Below are 20,120 nucleotides of genomic sequence, written 5' to 3' on the forward strand. Positions count from 1 at the left end.
CAATAGCACGTGTACTACTGTTTACATAACTTTCGGTAATTCTACAGCAGGATAACTGTAGAAAACATATTTTAACACCGGCAATATATCCTTAATTTCGACCATTAAGAAGGGAAACAAATGATTTTAATTTTTTCATAAATAGGCCATTCTTTTTTGCAGATTCTATCATTGTTCCCGATTACCAGCGATTTATACGTGTTAATCAAGTGAAATCCTCTCTTGACAAAAGAAGTCCCATCATAGCATTTTAATATACTATCATAAGAGAAATGTAAGGTCAATCATTTTGTGCCACTAAAATATAATAACCTTTACTGCGGTCAATTACATTAACATTTCCAAATAAATCTTTCAATTTGTCTAATGCAGATGGTGCACCCTGTTTCTTCTGAATGACCACCCATAACTGCCCATTCTTTAGCAAGGCATGCTTGCTGTCTTCAAACATCTGATGGACAATTTTTTTGCCTGCCCGGATGGGAGGATTGGTGAGGATTGCCGCAAATTTCATATCTTTGAGATGTCTGAATCGATCACTTATTGCAAATTCAACATTACTCACGCCATTGTGGTGCGCATTTTTTTTGGCGAGATCGATTGCTCGTTCATTAATATCTGTCAGCATAACCAGGCGCTCCTTATAACAGTTCGCAACAGTGATTCCTATCGGCCCGTATCCACAGCCAAGGTCGAGGAGGTCACCCGTAACCCGAGGCTCTCGAAAATGTTCAATCAGCAGTTTCGAGCCATAATCAACTTCATTTTTTGAGAAAACGCCAAAATCACTCTCGAATGTAAAAATCTCGCCCCTCAACTTATAATTCCATTTCTGAGGTGAACTTTTAGAACGAGGGTTTTGTGTAAAGTAATGCTCAGACATTTGGACACCCGCTTCGTTGTGTAATTGTGAAGGAGAAATATACAGAGAGCCCGTCGAAATACCGACGAGCTCTTCATTACCAAACTACTTAAGTTCTATCGTTGCACCTGCTTCTTCTAGCTGACCTTTAATTTCTTCAGCTTCCTCTTTAGTTGCCCCTTCTTTAACAGCTTTAGGAGCGTTATCAACCAATTCTTTCGCATCTTTCAGACCAAGACCGGTGATTTCACGGACAGCTTTAACGACCTTGATTTTTGAGTCACCAGCGTCCTGAAGCTCTACGTCAAACTCTGTTTGCTCTTCAGCGGCTTCTCCGCCGCCGTCCCCGCCTGCAACTGCAACTGGTGCTGCAGCGGTTACGCCAAATTCTTCTTCAATTGCTTTTACTAAATCATTTAATTCCAAAACGGACATATCTTTAATCGCATCAATAATTTGCTGATTTTCCATTTTTATTCCTCCATTTTTATCGTTTTGTTATACGAATGCCGGAACGCCAGCATCCAATTTATGCTCCTTGTTCCTCTTTCTGATCTGCAATAGCCTTCGTCGCGTATGCAAAATTGCGCACAGGTGCTTGCAATACGCTAAGAAGCATGGAAACCATTCCTTCATAGTTCGGCAGATCTGCAAGTTCCTTAATTTGCTCAAGTGATACAATTTCACCTTCAATGACGCCGCCTTTGATTTCCAACGCTGTGTGTTCCTTGGAAAAATTATTCAGGATTTTAGCGGGTGCTACAACGTCATCGTTACTGAAGGCAACTGCAGTCGGACCAACAAGTGTATCAGACAAATCACTTAACTCGGCTTTTTCCACTGCGCGGCGTGTCATGGTATTCTTATAAACTTTGAATTCCACATTTGCTTCACGCAATTGTTTGCGCAATTCATTCGCCTCAGCAACATCAAGTCCGCGATAATCCACTAGCATTGTTGATTGACTGTCGCGGAATTTGTCAGCAATTTCATCGACAAGCTGCTTTTTCTGCTCAATAATATTGCTATTAGCCATCGTTCCACCTCCTGTTAAATGTTCATCATACCGTATTTATTAAGAAAGCCCCCATGCAGACATGGAGGCTTGTATGACAAATAGACCCATTCGGGGAGTTATCCATTTGCTATCCAACACCTCGGCAGGAAATTAAGCATAATCTGCACCTGCTGTCTACGGTATAACGTATTCATCTTTATAACGCTATTTATTCTACTTGATCGTTCATCAAAAGTCAACCATGCAATCTGATCCGAAACGCTAAATTATGCAGTCGCATGAAGCTGATATTAACTGCGATAGCCGGAAACATCGATTTTTATGCCAGGGCCCATGGTAGATGTTACAGAAGCATTACGCATATAAATCCCTTTTGATGCCTGTGGCTTTGCTTTCATAAGCGTCTCGGCAATAGCTTCAAAATTCTCTACCAACTTCTGATTATCAAATGAGATCTTGCCAAGCGGCACATGAATATTGGCGGATTTGTCCACACGGTATTCCACTTTACCGGCCTTAATTTCGTTAACGGCTTTTTCAATTTCGAATGTTACCGTACCAGTCTTAGGGTTAGGCATAAGACCTTTAGGACCGAGAACCCGGCCAAGTTTACCGACTTCAGCCATCATATCCGGTGTTGCAACAACAACATCGAAATCAAACCAGCCTTGGTTGATTTTATTGATCAAATCCTGCTCGCCAACATAATCTGCTCCGGCATTATCAGCTTCTGTTGCCTTATCACCTTTTGCAAATACCAGAACGCGCTGGGTTTTGCCGGTTCCATTCGGCAGAACTGTAGCACCGCGGATCTGCTGATCAGCTTTCTTCGGGTCAACTCCCAAACGGAAAGCAGCTTCAACTGTTTCATCAAAATTTGCCTTTGCGGTTTCTTTCAATAAAGCAATCGCTTCTTCAGCATCATATGCATTTGAACGATCCACAAGCTTGGCAGCTTCTTGATATCTTTTACTTCTTTTTGCCATTTTACTTCCTCCTCAGGTTGTGGTTTTTAGCGGTAAGACCTCCCACTTAAAATGCTTGCCGGCACTGTTATATGCTTATAATAACCAGAGCACCGGTGCATTTATCATGAAAAAAGTTGCGTAACATGGCAGACCATTTATCGCAACTGTATTATTCATGTTGTACTTACATTAGTCTTCAATTGAAATACCCATGCTGCGTGCGGTTCCTTCAACCATACGTACGGCAGCATCCAAATCAGCTGCATTTAAATCAGGCATTTTAGTTTCCGCAATTTCCTTCACTTGATCACGCTTGACCGAAGCGACCTGGTTGCGGCTGGGTTCGCCTGACGCCGTATCAATACCGGCTGCTTTTTTCAGCAGTACTGCAGCTGGCGGCGTTTTCGTAATAAACGTGAAAGACCGGTCTTCAAACACCGTGATTTCAACCGGAATAATCATGCCGGCCTGATCCTGGGTACGAGCGTTGAATTCTTTACAAAATCCCATGATATTCACACCAGCCTGACCCAACGCCGGTCCTACCGGCGGTGCCGGGTTTGCTTTACCGGCCTCGATTTGCAATTTTACCAATTTAATTACTTTTTTAGCCACGAGACACACCTCCTTAAAGTCCGTGATGTGGTAATAGGGCTGTTCCCCTCCCACTCAACATTACAAATCCCCGCACTCATTCCGGGGACGTAAATAACAAAAAAATTTTAGCATGTATCATCAAATTATGCAAGTTTTTATGCGCATTTTGAGTGATAAACCCTCTTTCATACATAACAGACGGGAATACTCTTACAATTTCTCAACCTGGGAAAACTCAAGTTCAACGGGGGTTTCGCGACCGAACATGTTAACATGTACTTTAAGTTTTTGTTTATCGGCATCGATATGTTCGATTGTCCCGGTAAATTCGCTGAACGGTCCGTCTGTCACCTTCACGTTCTCCTTCAGTTCAAAATCGACTTGTGTGACAGGCTCGGATACTCCCATCCGTTTCAGCACCGCATCTATTTCACCAGGCAAAAGCGGCGTCGGTTTTGTTCCGTGTCCGCTTGACCCGACAAATCCTGTAACACCTGGTGTGTTGCGCACTACATACCACGAGTCATCCGTCATAACCATTTCGGCGAGCACATACCCGGGGAAAAATTTCTTTTTGACCACTTTCTTCTTGCCATTTTTAATTTCTGTTTCTTCATCCTCAGGAACGAGCACCCGGAAGATCTTATCCTCCATATTCATAGTTTCCACGCGCTTTTCAAGGTTTGTCTTCACCTTATTTTCATAACCGGAATAAGTATGGATCGCATACCAGTTTTTTTCCATGTGATCAGGACAATTTGCGTTGCCCTTCCCTCCCTTATTGACTTTTTTAAATCGTTTTTGCGAGAAATTCAAACATATTAAAAAACCCGATATCCCGGGTTTTCCTAATCAAGATATTATTTTCCATTATAGCATAAAAATCAGTTCATTATTCAAGATTTACGGTTAAAAAAATAAATTTAGCAGTTGTGAAATGCCGAGGTCAATAATTGCAAAAAACACCGCAACAAATGCCACTGTTGTCAATACGGTTATTGTATAACTTGTCAACTCGCGGCCCTTGGGCCAGCTGACTTTTTTCATCTCCCTCGAAACATTCTTGAAAAATTTAATGATTTTCAAAGATTGTCCCCTCCAGATCCTGCCTGACTGACGTGCTTATTTCGTCTCACGATGCAATGTATGATTACTGCATATTTTACAGTATTTTCGTATCTGTAATCGTCCAGGCTGTTTGGACACATTTTTGCTTGTTGTATAATTCCTGCTGCTACACGAAACACATGCCATGATTACTTTTTTTGTCACCGTATCACCCCAATTGCAGGGTTTTCACTCATATTAATGTAGCACGCATGACATAATGTGTCAATGGACTACCGTACCCCCCCTGCCTCATTTTTTTCCAGAAGCAGTTCCAACTTTCGCTTGATGCGCTGCAAAGCATTGTCTATGGATTTAATATGACGTTTTAATTTGACTGAAATCTCCTGGTATGTACAGCCATCCATGTACAAGCTCAAAACCCTTTTTTCCAGGTCACTTAACAGCTCCGTCAATTTTCCTTCCATATCAAATATACTTTCCCTGTTTTCAAGCAATTCCTGGGGATCAAACGATTTTGCGCCGGCAATGACATCCAGCAAGGTCCGGTCGGATTCTTCATCATAAATTGGTTTGTCCAGAGACACGTAGGAGTTGAGTGGGGTATGTTTCTGCCGCGTAGCTGTTTTGATGGCGGTAATGATTTGTCTGGTAACACATAGCTCGGCAAATGCCTTGAATGACGAGAACTTGTCCCCATCATAATCACGGATTGCCTTATATAGACCAATCATGCCTTCCTGAACAATATCTTCTTTGTCGGCACCGATAATAAAATATGTCCGTGCTTTTGCCCGCACATAATTAATATATTTATTTATCAGAAAGTCCAGTGCATGGCTGTCCCCCTGATGAATCAAGCGAATTATTTCGTCGTCATGGAGTGACCTCATAATCTGATAATCTTTCTCTGCCAGCTTGACACTCACCAAAAAAGACCCCCCGGCTGCACATCAGTCAATTTAGAAATATTATACAGTAAGCGCTTCCTAGTAGTCAACATAGAATCACAAAATAAAGCCTTGCGCAAACTAGGGGAAGCGTTGGCCGGAGCGAGCAAATGCCTAAAAGAAAAACTTTTCTATGTCACTTGGTATAACAATGCGAAAAACTCACGAATTTCCTCGCCGCCATTTCTCAAATTTCTCAAGTACATCCTGGTTCAGCGGGATTTTAATCTGCGGCTGAACTTTTTGATGTTTTTCTATTTGTTGTCCTATTTCCTTATCGATGTCATCCAATTCAATTTGCAGTTCCCGTGCCGACTTCCTTAGTGCGCCCCGACCAAAAATGGTCCGCTGTTCTGCATAATCAGAGGTGGCCACATAAACCTGATTGATGACATTTTTCAAGTCTTTGACAGTTCGCTCAATACACTCATCGGCAGTTTCGCTTTCTTTGGTGTAAATGATTTCAACTTTATATGCCTCCAACTTGCTTTCGATCCCTTTTACATAGTATGCATCAAATACCACGATCACCCGCATACCGGTATATGCCTGATATTCAGCCAGCTTTTCAATTAGCATATCGCGTGCTTGGCCGATACTGCTCTGTTTCAACAGGCGCAGTTCCTCCCAGTCCCCGATGATATTATAGCCATCCACCACAAGCACATTCATGATAAGTCACCAGCCGGATATCGTTTGCGGAACACCTCGTACAACAATAAACTGCAGGCAACAGAGGCGTTAAGAGAAGGAACATGACCTTTCATTGGCAGACTGAGCGTCCAGTCGCATTTGTCTCTTACCAGCCGGCTCATCCCTCTGCCTTCATTGCCGATCACCAAAGCAATCGGCAGCGTTCCGTCCAGCTCACGATAATCTTCGGAAGCAGCTGCTTCCGTCCCAACGACCCAGACATACCGTTCTTTCAATTCGTCAATCGTATTGGCTGTATTTGTCACCCGGGCAACCGGCACGTATTCCAACGCTCCTGCCGCCGTTTTGGAAACGGCTCCTGTCAGTCCGACTGAACGCCGTTTCGGAATAATCACGCCATGTGCTCCCGTTGCATCTGCGCTGCGCAGTATGGACCCCAAATTGTGCGGATCTTCAAGCTGATCCAAAATGATGAAAAATGGTGCTTCATCCCGTTCTTCTGCACGGTGAAACAAATCATCCAGTGATGCATAAGCATAAGCGGCAACGTAGGCGACAACGCCCTGATGATTGCCGGAAGCCATTTGATCAAGCTTATTTTTTGGCACTTTTTGCATGATGGTTCCGGCATTTTTGCTTAATTGCTGAAGCTTTCCTGACAAAGCTTTGTTCAAGTGTTCGGAAACAAACACTTTGTTAACGGGCCGACCGGACTTCAATACTTCCATAACAGCGTTTTTGCCTATGATGATTTCCTGGTCCATTATCAGCCTTTCCTCCCTTCGACAAATGTCACAGCCGCATTCAGCAGTTCGTCTAAACGTTCCGTGTTTTCAAGTAAATAATAATAGCCTATCAACGTCTCAAACGCTGTACTATAACGGTAAGTCTGGACACTTGTGTTTTTGGGGACAGTTCCTGATTTCGCATTTCTGCCCCGGTTTACAACCTTTTCTTCTTCACCTGTAAGGTATTTTGTCTTCAGCCAATGCATGACAATCGCTGCCTGCGACTTGGCCGAAACGAATGTGACAGCTTCCTTGTGGAGTTGATTAGGTTTCACTGTGCCGCTTTTCAAAAGATGCGCCCGCACATGCACCTCATAAACCGCATCCCCCATATAGGCAAGTGCAAGACTCTTCATTTGCCTGGCATCAAGATTCATGGTCTGCCCTTTTCCACCTGGTACCTTGAGGTGTATCTTCCAGGATTATATTTTTTTGTTTCAAGGTATCCCGAATATCATCTGCCCGTCTGTAATCACGGTTTTTTCTGGCTTCGACGCGCTCCTCCAGCAATGCTTCAACATCGTCATCCAGCAGTGTTTGTTCAATATCTATCTGGATTCCCAATACGCCAAGCACATTCTTTATGCTCTCCTGGAAAGCTCTGATGACATTTGAGGTTGTCTGCTTTTGTTCAAGATACACATTTGCTTCTTTTGTCAGTTCGAATAACACGGAAATGGCGTTCGCTGTATTAAAGTCATCATCCATTGCCGTTTCAAACTGAGTGTTCAAATGACTGATTTTTTCCAGCCACATATCACTTTTGCCCGACAGGTCCATACTTGACCGGCTGCGATGTTCCAGATTTGTATAAGCATTTTTAACCCGGTCCAGACTATTTTTTGCCCCTTTAAGCAGTTCTTCTGTAAAATTAATCGGATTTCGATAATGAACACTGAGCATGAAAAAGCGAATAACCTGCGGGTCGTGCTGTGCAATAATATCTTTGGTTAAAACAAAGTTGCCAAGTGATTTGGACATTTTTTCGTTATCAATATTAATATATCCGTTATGCATCCAATAATTAGCAAACGTCTTTTCAGTCATTGCTTCCGACTGGGCGATTTCATTTTCATGATGCGGAAATGTCAGATCCTGTCCGCCGGCATGAATATCAATCGTTTCCCCGAGATATTTTTTAGCCATAGCGGAACATTCAATATGCCAGCCTGGACGCCCTTGACTCCACGGTGAATCCCATGCAATCTCGTCATCCTTCGCCCTTTTCCACAAAGCAAAATCGAGCGGGTCTTCTTTTTTGTCGCCAACTTGAATACGCGCACCACTCCTCAATTCATCAATGGACTGGTGTGATAGTTTCCCATAGTCCTCAAATGAACGGGGCTTGAAATAAACATCCCCATCCACTTCATAAGCATAACCTTTACTGATCAGATTTGAAATAAAGTGGATGATGTCATCCATCGTCTCTGTCACACGCGGGTTATAGGTGGCTTTCTTTACACCGAGTGACCCCACATCAGCCAGATAAGCATCGATAAACCTGTTCGCTACATCCGGCACGGGTTCATTCAATTCGTTGGCAGCATTGATAATCTTGTCGTCGACATCCGTGAAATTTAAGACATAATCCACGTCGTACCCTTTATATTCAAGATAGCGTCTTACAGTATCAAACACAATAGCAGGCCGGGCATTGCCGATATGGATGTAGTTATAGACGGTCGGTCCGCAGACGTACATGCGTACCTTTTCTGCATCCATCGGTTTAAAAGGTTCCTTATCATGTGTCAGTGAATTATAAATCATTATTGCCATTCTGTTTCACTTCCTTTAACTTTGCTATTTCTTCTTTCAACGCGTCAATTTCCTCCTGTAGATGTGCACATCGGTCAGCGACGGGATCTGGGAGTTTATGATGATCAAGGTTTTTGCGTATCTTTTCCCCATTTTTCACAACAATCTGGCCCGGGACACCCACAACCGTTGAATGATCGGGTACGTCTTTTAAAACAACCGACCCGGCACCAACTTTTGAACTGTTGCCGATTGTAATATTGCCGAGAACCCTGGCACCGTTTGTCACCATCGCATTATCTTTGATCGTGGGGTGGCGTTTTCCTTTTTCTTTACCCGTCCCACCAAGAGTCACACCCTGGAACAAGGTGACATTATCGCCGATTTCACATGTCTCGCCAATAACGACACCCATACCGTGATCGATAAAAAATTTCCGCCCTATGGTAGCCCCAGGATGAATTTCAATGCCAGTAAAAAAGCGGCTTATTTGTGAAATGGATCGTGCTATAAAAAGCAAGTTGCGCTTAAAGAAAAAGTGAGCGATGCGATGCGCCCAGATAGCATGCAACCCGGAATAAGTCAAAAACACTTCAATATATGAACGCGCCGCAGGATCCTGGTCAAATACAACATCCATATCCTCTTTCATTCGCTTTAATATGCCCATCGTTTTGGCTTCTCCCCCTCATTGTAAATTCTTCTAAATTAGTTACTCCCCCGTTTGACAGGACGTGCTAAACTTTACTTTTATTTCTGGCGTTAGAAAAACTCGGCATTCGCATCGTCTTTATAGCGGTTGCAGTCGTTTTTCTTATAAAGTCATCCATAATTTATACTTTCTGACGTTATTATAAAAATAAGCACCTCTGTGTAATGACTACACAGAGGCGCTTATCTGCGCGGTTCCACTCTGTTTGGAGAAAGTCCGATTTCTCCCGGCTCCTGCTCTGTTAACGGTTGAGGACCGCCGTTATATACTGGTCTTCCATAACGGGCTCCAAGGTGCATTTCAAAAACGGTGCCCAGAATCACTTTCAGCCGGTGATGATTCTCTCTGGATAAGCAAGTACGTTTTTTACTTCTCCTTGTCGACGCTCTCTATTAGATAAGCTTAAAAGTACGGTCAATTTCACTATCGACCATATACGATCTGAATGTAATTGTGTTATCACTATATTACATTCAGCCACAAATGTGAACTATTAAGCTCCAAGCCGCTTCAACAAATGATTCAGACGGCTCACCACAGTATCTCTTCCCAACAATTCAATGGCTGTCTGCAGTTCGGGACCGTGTGTCTGACCGGTCGTTGCCGCACGGATTGGCATAAACAGCTTTTTGCCGCGATGGCCGGTTTCTTTTTGGGTTGCCTTGATCTGTTGTTTAATGGCATCTTTCTCAAAATGCTCGAGTTGAATTAATTTATCTGTAAAGACCTGGAGTACTTCAGGAACCTGTTCTTGCTGCAGCACATTCATGGCTTCTTCATCGTAGTCGACGGTATCATTGAAAAACAACCCCGTCAGCTTGACGATCTCGTAACCATATCGCAGCTGCTCCTGATACAGTGCAATGACTTTTTCAGCCCATTCTCTTGTGGCTGTACCCATATCTTCCGGTAATTTTCCTGCGGCGACCAGATGTGGCATCGCCAGCTCAATGATGCGTTGGGGGTCTGCAGCCTTAATATATTCGTTGTCCATCCACTTCAGTTTATGCCGGTCAAAGATAGCAGCCGAGGTCGACAATCGTTCCGGATCAAAAATCTCAATCAGTTCGTCCCGCGTAAAGATTTCTTCTTCACCCACCGGTGACCAGCCAAGCAATGTGATAAAGTTAAACAAAGCTTCAGGCAAGTAGCCCAGATTGTGATATTGTTCAATAAATTGGAGTATATGCTCATCACGCTTACTCAGCTTTTTGCGTTCTTCATTTAAAATTAATGTCATGTGGCCAAACCTCGGCGGCTCCCAACCAAATGCTTCATAGACCATCATCTGTTTTGGTGTATTCGAGATATGCTCCTCGCCGCGCAAGACATCTGTGATATCCATTAAATGGTCATCAATTGCCACAGCAAAGTTATATGTCGGTGCCCCATTTTTCTTGACGATAACCCAATCACCAAAATCACTGGATTCAAATGTGATATTGCCCCGTACAATATCCTTGAACGTATACGATTTATTATCCGGAACGCGCATGCGGATACTTGGCTTACGTCCTTCCTGTTCAAACGCTTCAATTTGGTCTGCTGTCAGGTGACGGTGAGCGCCGGAGTACTTTGGAACTTGCCCTTTGGCTCGTTGCTCTTCTCGTTCCTGTTCCAACTCTTCCTCAGTCATGTAGCATTTATAGGCTAAACCTTTCTCAATCAGCTCGTCAATATACCGCTGATATATCTCCAAACGCTCCATCTGACGGTACGGGCCGTAATCACCACCGACATCAGCACCTTCATCCCATTCAATGCCAAGCCATTTTAAGTACATCATCTGGCTTTCTTCGCCACCGGCAACGTTACGTTTGGCATCGGTATCTTCAATCCTGATAATAAATTTCCCGCCAAAATGTTTCGCATATAAATAATTAAATAAAGCTGTACGTGCATTTCCAATATGCAAATGACCGGTTGGACTAGGCGCATAACGTACACGAACCTGATGTGTCATAGTGCTGCCCCTTTCTTTTTTATAAATAAAGACAAATATGCTATACGAATAAAAAGTGATAACATTATTGTTATCACTTTTATTTTCCTTCCTAAGTTATATCGTTTTTACAAGGCTTTTTCAAGTAATTTTGGTTTGGCAAAGATCATTCTTCCCGCTGATGTCTGCAGGACGCTTGTAATCAGAACCTCAATCTTCTTCCCGATATAATCATGGCCTTCTTCCACCACAATCATTGTACCATCATCCAGATAAGCGACGCCTTGATTGTGCTCCTTGCCGTCTTTAATGACATGAACCATTAATTCCTCACCCGGTAGTACAACTGGTTTGACAGCATTTGCCAGATCATTAATATTCAATACAGGTACACTCTGAAGGTCACACACCTTATTCAGGTTGAAGTCATTGGTTACAACAATACCGTCAATAACTTTCGCCAGCTTAATCAGCTTGCTGTCCACTTCAGGAATATCTTCAAAGTCACCCTCGTAGATCTCGACTTCCACCGGCAATTCTTTTTGAATACGGTTGAGCACATCAAGCCCGCGTCGCCCGCGATTACGTTTAAGAACGTCAGACGAATCAGCGATGTGCTGTAGCTCGCCAAGTACAAATTGAGGGATGACAATTGTCCCTTCCAAAAAGTTTGTCTGACAAATATCAGCAATCCGACCGTCAATGATCACACTAGTATCCAGAATTTTAGACTTCGGCCGGTTTTTCTGATAAAATTCTCCTTCAGGGATGCGTTTTTTATCCCGTTCTTTCCGATTGAAATTAAGCAGACTCATTAATTCATCCCGTCGCCTGAAACCAACCTGAAAACCGAAATAACCAAGTAAAATCGTAATAAAAAGTGGCAAAACCTGAGAAACAAGGTAAATATTGATGTCAGTCAGCGGAATGTTCACTAAATAAGCAACCACTAATCCGCCAATCAGACCAAAACTCCCAAACAGTAAATCACTTACCGGGATCTTAATCAGTGCCTCTTCAATCCATCTTAAGAATCCGACAATGTACCCCGCAGCGAAATAAGATATAGCAAATAATATAATTGCACCTGCGATCATGCCTAAATAAGGGGATGCAACCCAAGCCGCGTCAGTAAAATCCAGCAATCTGACAATCTCCGGCATATACAAAAACCCAATGGTACCTCCACTGATAATAAAAAATAAATGGACAATTATTTTCAGCACCATTACTCACCTCCTACCGTTTATTATTACCCATTTTTTATAGAATAACCATGCTTGATGAAATTTAATGTAGCATCATTTAAATCCTATCACACCTATAAAAGTGAGTCAATTTAGAAAACAATATATCTTATCACATTTCATATAACCTGTCAATAAATCGTAGTTTTTGTAAAAATATGGAAAATAAACTGATCAGGATGTCAGACCCTCATCCAGTGCTTCCCGGACTGTGTTAACACCCACGACCTGGATCGACTCAGGAGGGACCCATCCTTCCAGATTTTTCATAGGGCAGATCACTCGCTTAAAGCCGAGCTTTGCCGCTTCCTGCACACGCTGCTCGATTCGGGCTACACGCCTAATTTCACCGGTCAATCCGACCTCACCAATCACAATATCTTCAGGCTTTGTCGGCTGATTTCGGAAACTTGATGCGATGCTGACAGCTACAGCCAAGTCTATAGCCGGCTCATCCAGCTTTACCCCGCCGGCCACTTTAATGTAGGCATCCTGATTCTGAAGCATGAGTCCGACACGCTTTTCCAACACAGCCATCAAAAGCGGCACACGATTTGTATCAATACCAGTTGCCATACGCCGCGGATTCCCGAAACTGGTCGGCGAAATCAATGCTTGGATCTCTACAAGCACTGGCCGTGTGCCTTCCATTGAAGCGACCACAGTTGAGCCGGCTGCTCCCTGCGACCTTTCCTCGAGAAAGATCTCAGATGGGTTCATGACTTCTCTTAACCCCTCTTCTTTCATTTCAAAAATACCCATTTCGTGTGTGCTTCCGAAACGATTTTTAACGCTGCGCAAAATACGGTAGGTATGATGGCGCTCCCCTTCAAAATAAAGAACAGCATCTACCATATGTTCCAGCATCCGCGGCCCGGCAATTGCTCCTTCTTTCGTCACATGTCCGACAATAAAGATAGGAATGCCGTTTGATTTGGCAACACGCATTAATTCACTGGTACTTTCACGCACTTGGGAAACACTTCCGGGAGCGCTTGTCACTTCCTCGCGATAGATTGTCTGGATTGAATCTATCACGACAAACGCTGGCCTTATTTGTTCAATCTGGTTTATGATATCAAGCAAGTTTGTCTCTGCCATCACATATAACAATTCTGAACTGACATCAAGCCTGTCTGCCCGCAGTTTTGTCTGCCGCGTTGATTCCTCTCCGGAGATGTAAAGAACCGGCAATTGCTTCTCAGCAAGTTGAGACGATATCTGCAGCAGCAAAGTGGACTTACCGATCCCTGGATCACCACCTATCAAAGCGAGCGACCCAGGTACAATGCCTCCGCCGAGAACACGGTTGAATTCTTTCATTCCAGTTGTTATCCGGGGCTCTTTTTTAGTTTCAATCGATGTAATGCTTTCGGGCTGGCCGGCAGCTTTTCCATCCCTGCTCATTGTATGCCCGGCGCCCCCGGATAATGCTTCTATTTCCTCGACGAGTGTATTCCAATGATTGCAGCCCGGGCACTTTCCCATCCATTTAGCAGATTCATAGCCACAATCCTGACAAACATACTTCGTTTTTCGTTTAGCCAAAATGAATCTTTCCCTTCACTATAGTCTCCATTATATACGATTAACATCACACAAAAGTTACAGCCCTCTATCATTTCCATAAATTTCGTTCCATATTTATTCCACATACTAGAAAGCACGTGTTCAACATGAAATGGCAATGATTATCAGGCTCTTCCATCATTATAACATCTCTCATTGCATACCGTTGCAACACAAAAAGCTGAAAGGTTATTTCCTTCCAGCTTTTTGGTCAGATTTTCTCGCTATTATTGATATACTAAGGCAAAATAATGAACTCTCCTTTATTGTTTAAGCCGATTTTCACTTTTTCGCCTTTTTCAAGGTTTTCCTTAAGCAATTCTTCGGAAAGCAAATCCTCGATATTTTTTTGAATAGATCTGCGTAATGGTCGCGCACCATATTCTGGATCAAAGCCTTCATTGGCAATTTTCTCAATAGCTTTATCTGTCAGAGTAAACTCAACATCCTCCTGTTTCAAACGATCCTGAAGCTGTTTGATCATCAGATTAACGATATATTTCATATGTTTACGTTCTAATGAATGGAATACGATCGTTTCGTCAATCCGGTTCAGGAATTCAGGACGGAATGCTTTTTTCAATTCGTCGGTGACCTTTGTTTTCATGTTTTGATAGTCTTGCTGCTGGTCATCATCAAGTGTGAACCCAACGTATTTATTCCGTTTCAGCTCATTGGCGCCGACGTTTGATGTCATGATCAGAACGGTATTGCGGAAATCAACAAGACGCCCCTTGGCATCGGTCAGACGGCCATCTTCAAGTACCTGCAATAAGATATTAAATACTTCAGGGTGTGCTTTTTCCACTTCATCCAGCAAAACCACCGAATATGGCTTTGTCCGGACTTTCTCAGTCAATTGTCCACCCTCATCATAACCGACATAGCCCGGAGGAGAACCCACTAGACGGGAAGTGGCATGTTTTTCCATGTACTCCGACATATCAATCCGAATCATAGCTTCTTCGTCAGCAAACATAGCCTCAGCCAGTGCTCTGGCGAGTTCTGTCTTTCCGACACCGGTAGGACCAAGGAAAATGAACGACCCGATTGGACGCTTAGGATCCTTCAACCCGGCACGTGCCCGTCGGATGGCTTTGGACACTGCTTCAACCGCTTCTTCCTGACCAATCACTCGGTTATGCAGCGTATCTTCCAAATTTAAGAGCCGTTCACTTTCGTCTTTTGTCAGCCTGGCAACCGGAACCCCTGTCCAAGTGGAAACAACTTTGGCAATGTCTTCTACCACTACTTCAGAATCTTTCTGACCCTGCTTTTCTTTCCATTCATTTTTCGTTTCTTCCAATTCCTCACGTAGACGCTGCTCGGAATCTCGTAATGAAGCAGCTTTTTCGAACTCTTGACTTTGAACGGCCGAATCCTTTTCTTTCCTGACATCCTCAAGTTTCTTCTCAAGTTCCTTTAAGTTTGGCGGAACCGTGTAAGAGCTTAAGCGAACTCGTGAACCGGCTTCATCAATCAGGTCAATGGCCTTATCGGGAAGGAAACGGTCTGTAATATACCGGTCAGATAAGTTGACGGCCGCTTCAATTGATTCATCCGGGATAGTTACACGATGATGAGCTTCATATCGATCACGCAATCCCTTTAAAATCTGAACTGTTTCATCCAGAGTCGGTTCATCGACTTGAATCGGCTGAAACCTGCGTTCAAGTGCAGCGTCTTTTTCGATATACTTGCGGTATTCATCAAGCGTGGTGGCCCCGATACATTGCAATTCCCCCCTGGATAACGCCGGTTTAAGTATATTGGATGCATCGATCGCCCCTTCTGCACCACCTGCACCAATTAATGTGTGCAATTCATCAATAAACAGAATAATATTATTCGCCTGGCGAATTTCTTCCATCACTTTCTTAAGACGGTCTTCAAATTCACCGCGGTATTTGGTCCCGGCAACAACCGTTCCCATATCAAGCGTCATGACACGCTTATCACGAAGTATTTCCGGAATTTCGTTGTTGACGATTTGCTGGGCGAGGCCTTCAGCAACAGCTGTTTTACCGACTCCGGGTTCACCAATCAGAACCGGATTATTTTTTGTACGCCGGCTTAGCACCTGAATGACTCGCTCAATTTCCTGGCTGCGGCCGATAACCGGGTCAACGTTTCCTTCTTTGGCACTGTCGGTCAAATCGCGTGCCAGCGAATCAAGTGTTGGTGTGTTAGCACTCGATGCCTGTGAACTTCTACTATGTCGGCCTGCCTGTGATTCATTGCTACCGAGAAGCTGCAGAACCTGCTGGCGTGCTTTATTAAGACTGACACCAAGGTTATTAAGAACTCGGGCTGCCACACCCTCTCCTTCACGAATCAGGCCAAGCAGGATATGTTCTGTTCCGACATACGAATGCCCAAGCTTACGTGCTTCATCCTGCGACAATTCCACGACTTTTTTAGCACGCGGTGTATAATGAATGGTTTGCATCGGCTGTTTGCCAGTGCCAATCAGTTTTTCCACTTCCTGCTGAATCTTGGTTACTTCCAGCCCCAGCGCTTCAAGCGCTTTGGCTGCAATGCCGTTTCCCTCACGGACAAGTCCAAGCAGAATATGCTCCGTTCCAATATTATTATGCCCGAGCCTCACCGCCTCTTCCTGAGATAAGGCCAATACTTTTTGTGCGCGCTCTGTAAAGCGTCCAAACATCATATACTTTTCCTCCTACCTAGTTCTCTAATTGCATGCGCTCACGAATAAGTGACGCCCTCAATACATCCCGTTCGTTAGGTGTCAGTGTCTTTTTAGCATATTGTTGCAGGAAACCGGGTTGTGTGAGCACCATTAATTCGTTCAAAATATTCCTTGAAACATTTTCAATAATTCCTGAATCAATTCCCAGACGGACATCCGATAAACATTTTGCTGCTTCTTTTGATTCAATGATTCGGCTGCATGTCAACACGCCATAGGAACGATAAATCCGGTCCTCCAGCCTGATTGGCGACTGTTCCATAATGTCATTTCTTGCATTACGTTCGTGTTCAATAAGCTCACGGACAACACTCTGCAAATCTTCCACAATGTCCTCTTCTGATTTTCCGAGTGTTATTTGGTTGGATATCTGGAAAATATTACCTGTTGCCTGGCTGCCCTCTCCGTAGATGCCGCGAACAACCAGACCAAGCTGATTGATAGCGGGAATCAGCCGACTCATCTGCTGAGTCCAGGAAAGAGCGGGTAAGTGCATCATAACTGAAGCCCGCATACCCGTTCCCACATTCGTTGGACAGCCAGTCAAATATCCCCGTTGTTCATCAAAGGCGTAATCGATTTTCCCCTCTAACCAATCGTCCAGTTCAAAAACTTTTTTCAGTGCTTTGTTCAGCTGAGATCCGGGATAGTAAAGCTGTATGCGGAGGTGATCTTCCTCGTTCACCATAATGGACACCTGTTCATTTTTAGATATAAGTACAGCTGATGCATGATTTGTTTCCGCCAGATGCGGGCTGATCAAATGCTTCTCAACTAAAACACGCCTTTCCACAGGAGTTAAATCTTTAATGGGGACAAATGCAAAATCACTATAGTCCTGAAATGATTGGTTTTCATACTCCGCACGGATGAATCCGTTTATATATTGCAAATCCTTTTCAGTAGCCAGAATCGGAAATGCATACTGGGCAAAATTTCTGGCCAAACGTATCCTACTGCTTAACACAATGTCGCTGTCAGGCCCTTCCTCACGCATCCATGGGCTGATCGCTTCATTCATAAATTGCTGCAATGTCATGAATCGTCACCCCGTGTTTGTTTTTCTAACTCTTTAATTTTATCCCGGACAGTAGCGGCTTCTTCAAATGCTTCATTTTTAATCAAGCGCTGCAGTTCTTCCTTATAGGCATCCACTTGCTTCTTAACACGCATATCTCCACCGATGCGCGCCGGAATTTTCCCGTAATGCTTAGTATTGCCACTGTGGACACGGCGAAAGATAGGGTCAAGATTATCGGCAAACGTCTCATAACAAGCCGGACAACCAAATTTGCCGACCCGCTTAAATTCTGAAAGTGTCATTTCACATTTCGGACATTGTACTTCCTTTACCTGCTGCCCAGTCGTGCTTTTTGGATTTTCAAATGTTGAATGAAGCAACCCGGACAGTAAGTGATGTAATGAATAACCTTCCTCCGGGTAATTCATATATTCTTTTTCCTTTGCACAAACCTCGCACACATAAACCTCTGCCTTTTCACCGTTGATCACTTGAGTGAAATGAAGTGTCGCCGGCCGTTCATGACATTCCTGGCATTCCACATTGGTAACCCCCTTGATTACTTGTTTAAATACTTCAATGTTGTGAATATCGACGTTAAAATTCGTGCCCGAATTTCATCACGCAACGGCAATTGAAATGCAAGCGTTTCTCTATCAATGGCACTTAACATGATTTTTGCTTCACGTTCGGTTACCAAATCTTCTTCAATCAGCCGTTCAAGCACATCCAATGCCGACTGTTGTGAAACGCTCGGATTAATCATTCCAATAATATCATCAATCAACGCCGCTTTGTCCTGATGTTTAATCCTTATAATCCGGATATATCCGCCGCCCCCCCGTTTACTTTCTACTATATATCCTTTTTCCACAGTAAAACGTGTTTTAATCACATAATTAATTTGGGACGGAACACATTGAAATTCCTCTGCCAATTCACTTCGCTTTATATCAATCATATCCCTGCCGGCAGATTCCAGGATTTGTTTTAAATGTTGTTCTATGATATCAGAAATATTTCGCATATCTCCTCATCCTCTTCATCATTGGTGTCTACTCTTCTCAATTGCTTTGACTTTGACTAACTTTGACTATATTTCCATTATACTTCACACAAACAAAGATGCAAGTCATCTTATCATTAAGATTAGACAACTTCAAATCAATTAATACATCCCAACGGTTAGAGAATAATTGTAATTTGTTAATTATCAAAACAACATTTGGCTTAACACCTGCATGATCTTGTGATTATTTATTATTTTCGTTCCGATATATTTTTAACATATTCAATTTTTGATATATCTTCAAAAAGCTCTAATTGGCTTAATTCTTTGTATGGTTCAATTTTAATGACAATATTTCGCAGTTCGCCATCAATCCTTTCAATATCCACTTGTTTAATCATGAGGGAGTAGGATTCAAAGACAGATACAACCTTATTAATTGTTAACCCGGGAAGGGCTGTTATTTCTATTTGATAAGGTTTTTTTCGCCTGAATAATTTTTCAAAATTATTCAGAAATATGAGACTAAGTAAGATAATAAAAGTTGTAAAAACAGCCGCAGCATACATACCGGATCCAACTACAAGCCCCAGTCCGGCGACTGTCCAAATCGACGCAGCAGTAGTCAGACCACGGATCGTTATTCCATTAACGATAATTGTACCGGCACCCAAAAAACCAATACCGCTTATAACGTAAGACGGAATCCGGGCCGGGTCAAAGCGGATATTGTCATATGCCTGAATAAGTGTATCAAAGCCATATAATGACAGGAGCATCATCAAACACGCGCCCACCCCCACCAGTATATGAGTTCTAAAACCTGCAGAATGATTTTTTAATTCACGTTCAAACCCAATTAATCCAGATAAGATTAAGGCAATTACAATGCGTAACATAATAATATTAAAATGATCGCCGATAAGTTCATTTAAAAAGTCAACCACCGATTGAACCTCCCTCCTGCTGTATATAGCGTCTTACTTTAAACATATGAATGAAATCCGTTTAAATGCGATTGTATTATTTTCGTATACAGTATGGAAGCTACATACACCTTTTACATCAGGAATAATAAAAGAGGCTGATCCAATTTATGTTGGGTTCAGCCTCTTCTGTCATGCCTGGCGGCGTCCTACTCTTGCAGGGGTTAAACCCCAACTACCATCGGCGCTGGAGAGCTTAACTTCTGTGTTCGGCATGGGAACAGGTGTGTCCTCTCCGCTGTTGCTGCCAGACCTGTG

The 20,120-nt window shown here is 43.2% G+C and carries 22 protein-coding genes, 1 rRNA gene and 2 other annotated features; all 23 genes read right to left on the reverse strand.

What is annotated here, in order from left to right:
* Positions 1–280 precede the first annotated feature (280 nt).
* A complete protein-coding gene (locus tag IEW67_RS07565; protein WP_188632459.1) occupies positions 281–883 on the reverse strand; it encodes a class I SAM-dependent methyltransferase in 603 nt (200 codons plus the stop codon).
* An 84-nt stretch (positions 884–967) separates the two neighbouring features.
* A complete protein-coding gene (gene rplL, locus IEW67_RS07570; RefSeq protein WP_188632460.1) occupies positions 968–1,333 on the reverse strand; it encodes a 50S ribosomal protein L7/L12 in 366 nt (121 codons plus the stop codon).
* A gap of 58 nt (positions 1,334–1,391) precedes the next feature.
* Complete coding sequence (gene rplJ / locus IEW67_RS07575; protein WP_188632461.1) at positions 1,392–1,898, reverse strand: 50S ribosomal protein L10; 507 nt, start codon at positions 1,896–1,898, stop codon at positions 1,392–1,394.
* A 32-nt stretch (positions 1,899–1,930) separates the two neighbouring features.
* Positions 1,931–2,078: a sequence feature (ribosomal protein L10 leader region), on the reverse strand.
* A 92-nt stretch (positions 2,079–2,170) separates the two neighbouring features.
* On the reverse strand, positions 2,171–2,866 hold the full coding sequence (rplA, locus tag IEW67_RS07580; RefSeq protein ID WP_188632462.1) for a 50S ribosomal protein L1: 696 nt from the start codon (positions 2,864–2,866) through the stop codon (positions 2,171–2,173).
* A gap of 171 nt (positions 2,867–3,037) precedes the next feature.
* The gene (gene rplK, locus IEW67_RS07585; RefSeq protein ID WP_188632463.1) at positions 3,038–3,463 is read right to left on the reverse strand and encodes a 50S ribosomal protein L11; all 426 of its coding nucleotides are present in this window, start codon (positions 3,461–3,463) and stop codon (positions 3,038–3,040) included.
* A gap of 192 nt (positions 3,464–3,655) precedes the next feature.
* A complete protein-coding gene (gene nusG / locus IEW67_RS07590; RefSeq protein ID WP_188632478.1) occupies positions 3,656–4,189 on the reverse strand; it encodes a transcription termination/antitermination protein NusG in 534 nt (177 codons plus the stop codon).
* A 165-nt stretch (positions 4,190–4,354) separates the two neighbouring features.
* Entirely contained in the window at positions 4,355–4,531 is a 177-nt protein-coding gene (gene secE / locus IEW67_RS07595; RefSeq protein WP_188632464.1) for a preprotein translocase subunit SecE, read from the reverse strand.
* A gap of 36 nt (positions 4,532–4,567) precedes the next feature.
* Entirely contained in the window at positions 4,568–4,717 is a 150-nt protein-coding gene (rpmG, locus tag IEW67_RS07600) for a 50S ribosomal protein L33 (protein ID WP_188632465.1), read from the reverse strand.
* Positions 4,718–4,785: 68 nt separating this feature from the next.
* Complete coding sequence (gene sigH / locus IEW67_RS07605; RefSeq protein WP_229671697.1) at positions 4,786–5,406, reverse strand: RNA polymerase sporulation sigma factor SigH; 621 nt, start codon at positions 5,404–5,406, stop codon at positions 4,786–4,788.
* A gap of 219 nt (positions 5,407–5,625) precedes the next feature.
* Positions 5,626–6,135: an NYN domain-containing protein gene (locus IEW67_RS07610; protein WP_188632467.1), complete on the reverse strand. Its 510-nt coding sequence runs from the start codon at positions 6,133–6,135 to the stop codon at positions 5,626–5,628.
* Positions 6,132–6,881, reverse strand: a complete 750-nt coding sequence (gene rlmB, locus IEW67_RS07615) for a 23S rRNA (guanosine(2251)-2'-O)-methyltransferase RlmB (protein ID WP_188632468.1) — start codon at positions 6,879–6,881, stop codon at positions 6,132–6,134. Before rlmB ends, IEW67_RS07610 begins: the two co-directional genes overlap by 4 nt.
* Before the next feature lie 2 nt (positions 6,882–6,883).
* Positions 6,884–7,282 carry a Mini-ribonuclease 3 gene (locus IEW67_RS07620; protein ID WP_188632469.1) on the reverse strand — a complete coding sequence of 133 codons (399 nt, stop codon included), beginning with the start codon at positions 7,280–7,282 and terminating at the stop codon, positions 6,884–6,886.
* Positions 7,272–8,684, reverse strand: a complete 1,413-nt coding sequence (gene cysS, locus IEW67_RS07625) for a cysteine--tRNA ligase (RefSeq protein ID WP_188632470.1) — start codon at positions 8,682–8,684, stop codon at positions 7,272–7,274. Before cysS ends, IEW67_RS07620 begins: the two co-directional genes overlap by 11 nt.
* Positions 8,665–9,333, reverse strand: coding sequence for a serine O-acetyltransferase (cysE, locus tag IEW67_RS07630; protein WP_188632471.1), 669 nt, complete (start codon positions 9,331–9,333; stop codon positions 8,665–8,667). Before cysE ends, cysS begins: the two co-directional genes overlap by 20 nt.
* A gap of 213 nt (positions 9,334–9,546) precedes the next feature.
* Positions 9,547–9,767 (reverse strand) — a binding site (T-box leader).
* Between the two features lie 101 nt (positions 9,768–9,868).
* The gene (gltX, locus tag IEW67_RS07635; protein ID WP_188632472.1) at positions 9,869–11,338 is read right to left on the reverse strand and encodes a glutamate--tRNA ligase; all 1,470 of its coding nucleotides are present in this window, start codon (positions 11,336–11,338) and stop codon (positions 9,869–9,871) included.
* Positions 11,339–11,445: 107 nt separating this feature from the next.
* Positions 11,446–12,543 carry a PIN/TRAM domain-containing protein gene (locus IEW67_RS07640; RefSeq protein WP_188632479.1) on the reverse strand — a complete coding sequence of 366 codons (1,098 nt, stop codon included), beginning with the start codon at positions 12,541–12,543 and terminating at the stop codon, positions 11,446–11,448.
* A gap of 195 nt (positions 12,544–12,738) precedes the next feature.
* Positions 12,739–14,112: a DNA repair protein RadA gene (radA, locus tag IEW67_RS07645; protein ID WP_188632473.1), complete on the reverse strand. Its 1,374-nt coding sequence runs from the start codon at positions 14,110–14,112 to the stop codon at positions 12,739–12,741.
* A gap of 259 nt (positions 14,113–14,371) precedes the next feature.
* Positions 14,372–16,804 carry an ATP-dependent Clp protease ATP-binding subunit gene (locus IEW67_RS07650; RefSeq protein ID WP_188632474.1) on the reverse strand — a complete coding sequence of 811 codons (2,433 nt, stop codon included), beginning with the start codon at positions 16,802–16,804 and terminating at the stop codon, positions 14,372–14,374.
* A 16-nt stretch (positions 16,805–16,820) separates the two neighbouring features.
* On the reverse strand, positions 16,821–17,885 hold the full coding sequence (gene mcsB, locus IEW67_RS07655) for a protein-arginine kinase McsB (protein WP_188632475.1): 1,065 nt from the start codon (positions 17,883–17,885) through the stop codon (positions 16,821–16,823).
* Entirely contained in the window at positions 17,882–18,409 is a 528-nt protein-coding gene (mcsA, locus tag IEW67_RS07660) for a protein-arginine kinase activator protein McsA (protein ID WP_188632476.1), read from the reverse strand. Before mcsA ends, mcsB begins: the two co-directional genes overlap by 4 nt.
* A gap of 17 nt (positions 18,410–18,426) precedes the next feature.
* Positions 18,427–18,894 (reverse strand): CtsR family transcriptional regulator, encoded by a 468-nt coding sequence (locus IEW67_RS07665; protein WP_188632477.1) that lies wholly within the window; start codon positions 18,892–18,894, stop codon positions 18,427–18,429.
* A 233-nt stretch (positions 18,895–19,127) separates the two neighbouring features.
* Complete coding sequence (locus IEW67_RS07670; RefSeq protein ID WP_188632480.1) at positions 19,128–19,775, reverse strand: MgtC/SapB family protein; 648 nt, start codon at positions 19,773–19,775, stop codon at positions 19,128–19,130.
* 223 nt (positions 19,776–19,998) lie between these two features.
* Positions 19,999–20,114, reverse strand: a 5S ribosomal RNA gene (gene rrf / locus IEW67_RS07675).
* Positions 20,115–20,120 lie beyond the last annotated feature (6 nt).

The organism is Lentibacillus kapialis (assembly GCF_014646635.1).
GTDB lineage: Bacteria > Bacillota > Bacilli > Bacillales > Amphibacillaceae > Lentibacillus > Lentibacillus kapialis.

What these genes read in the sequence shown, in the direction of transcription:
- IEW67_RS07565 (WP_188632459.1), bottom strand. Translation starts at nt 883, where the DNA reads ATGTCTGAGCATTACTTTACACAAAACCCTCGTTCTAAAAGTTCACCT.
- rplL (WP_188632460.1), bottom strand. Translation starts at nt 1,333, where the DNA reads ATGGAAAATCAGCAAATTATTGATGCGATTAAAGATATGTCCGTTTTG.
- rplJ (WP_188632461.1), bottom strand. Translation starts at nt 1,898, where the DNA reads ATGGCTAATAGCAATATTATTGAGCAGAAAAAGCAGCTTGTCGATGAA.
- rplA (WP_188632462.1), bottom strand. Translation starts at nt 2,866, where the DNA reads ATGGCAAAAAGAAGTAAAAGATATCAAGAAGCTGCCAAGCTTGTGGAT.
- nusG (WP_188632478.1), bottom strand. Translation starts at nt 4,189, where the DNA reads ATGGAAAAAAACTGGTATGCGATCCATACTTATTCCGGTTATGAAAAT.
- sigH (WP_229671697.1), bottom strand. Translation starts at nt 5,406, where the DNA reads ATGAGGTCACTCCATGACGACGAAATAATTCGCTTGATTCATCAGGGG.
- IEW67_RS07610 (WP_188632467.1), bottom strand. Translation starts at nt 6,135, where the DNA reads ATGAATGTGCTTGTGGTGGATGGCTATAATATCATCGGGGACTGGGAG.
- rlmB (WP_188632468.1), bottom strand. Translation starts at nt 6,881, where the DNA reads ATGGACCAGGAAATCATCATAGGCAAAAACGCTGTTATGGAAGTATTG.
- IEW67_RS07620 (WP_188632469.1), bottom strand. Translation starts at nt 7,282, where the DNA reads ATGAATCTTGATGCCAGGCAAATGAAGAGTCTTGCACTTGCCTATATG.
- cysS (WP_188632470.1), bottom strand. Translation starts at nt 8,684, where the DNA reads ATGGCAATAATGATTTATAATTCACTGACACATGATAAGGAACCTTTT.
- cysE (WP_188632471.1), bottom strand. Translation starts at nt 9,333, where the DNA reads ATGGGCATATTAAAGCGAATGAAAGAGGATATGGATGTTGTATTTGAC.
- gltX (WP_188632472.1), bottom strand. Translation starts at nt 11,338, where the DNA reads ATGACACATCAGGTTCGTGTACGTTATGCGCCTAGTCCAACCGGTCAT.
- IEW67_RS07650 (WP_188632474.1), bottom strand. Translation starts at nt 16,804, where the DNA reads ATGATGTTTGGACGCTTTACAGAGCGCGCACAAAAAGTATTGGCCTTA.
- mcsB (WP_188632475.1), bottom strand. Translation starts at nt 17,885, where the DNA reads ATGACATTGCAGCAATTTATGAATGAAGCGATCAGCCCATGGATGCGT.
- IEW67_RS07665 (WP_188632477.1), bottom strand. Translation starts at nt 18,894, where the DNA reads ATGCGAAATATTTCTGATATCATAGAACAACATTTAAAACAAATCCTG.
- IEW67_RS07670 (WP_188632480.1), bottom strand. Translation starts at nt 19,775, where the DNA reads ATGTTACGCATTGTAATTGCCTTAATCTTATCTGGATTAATTGGGTTT.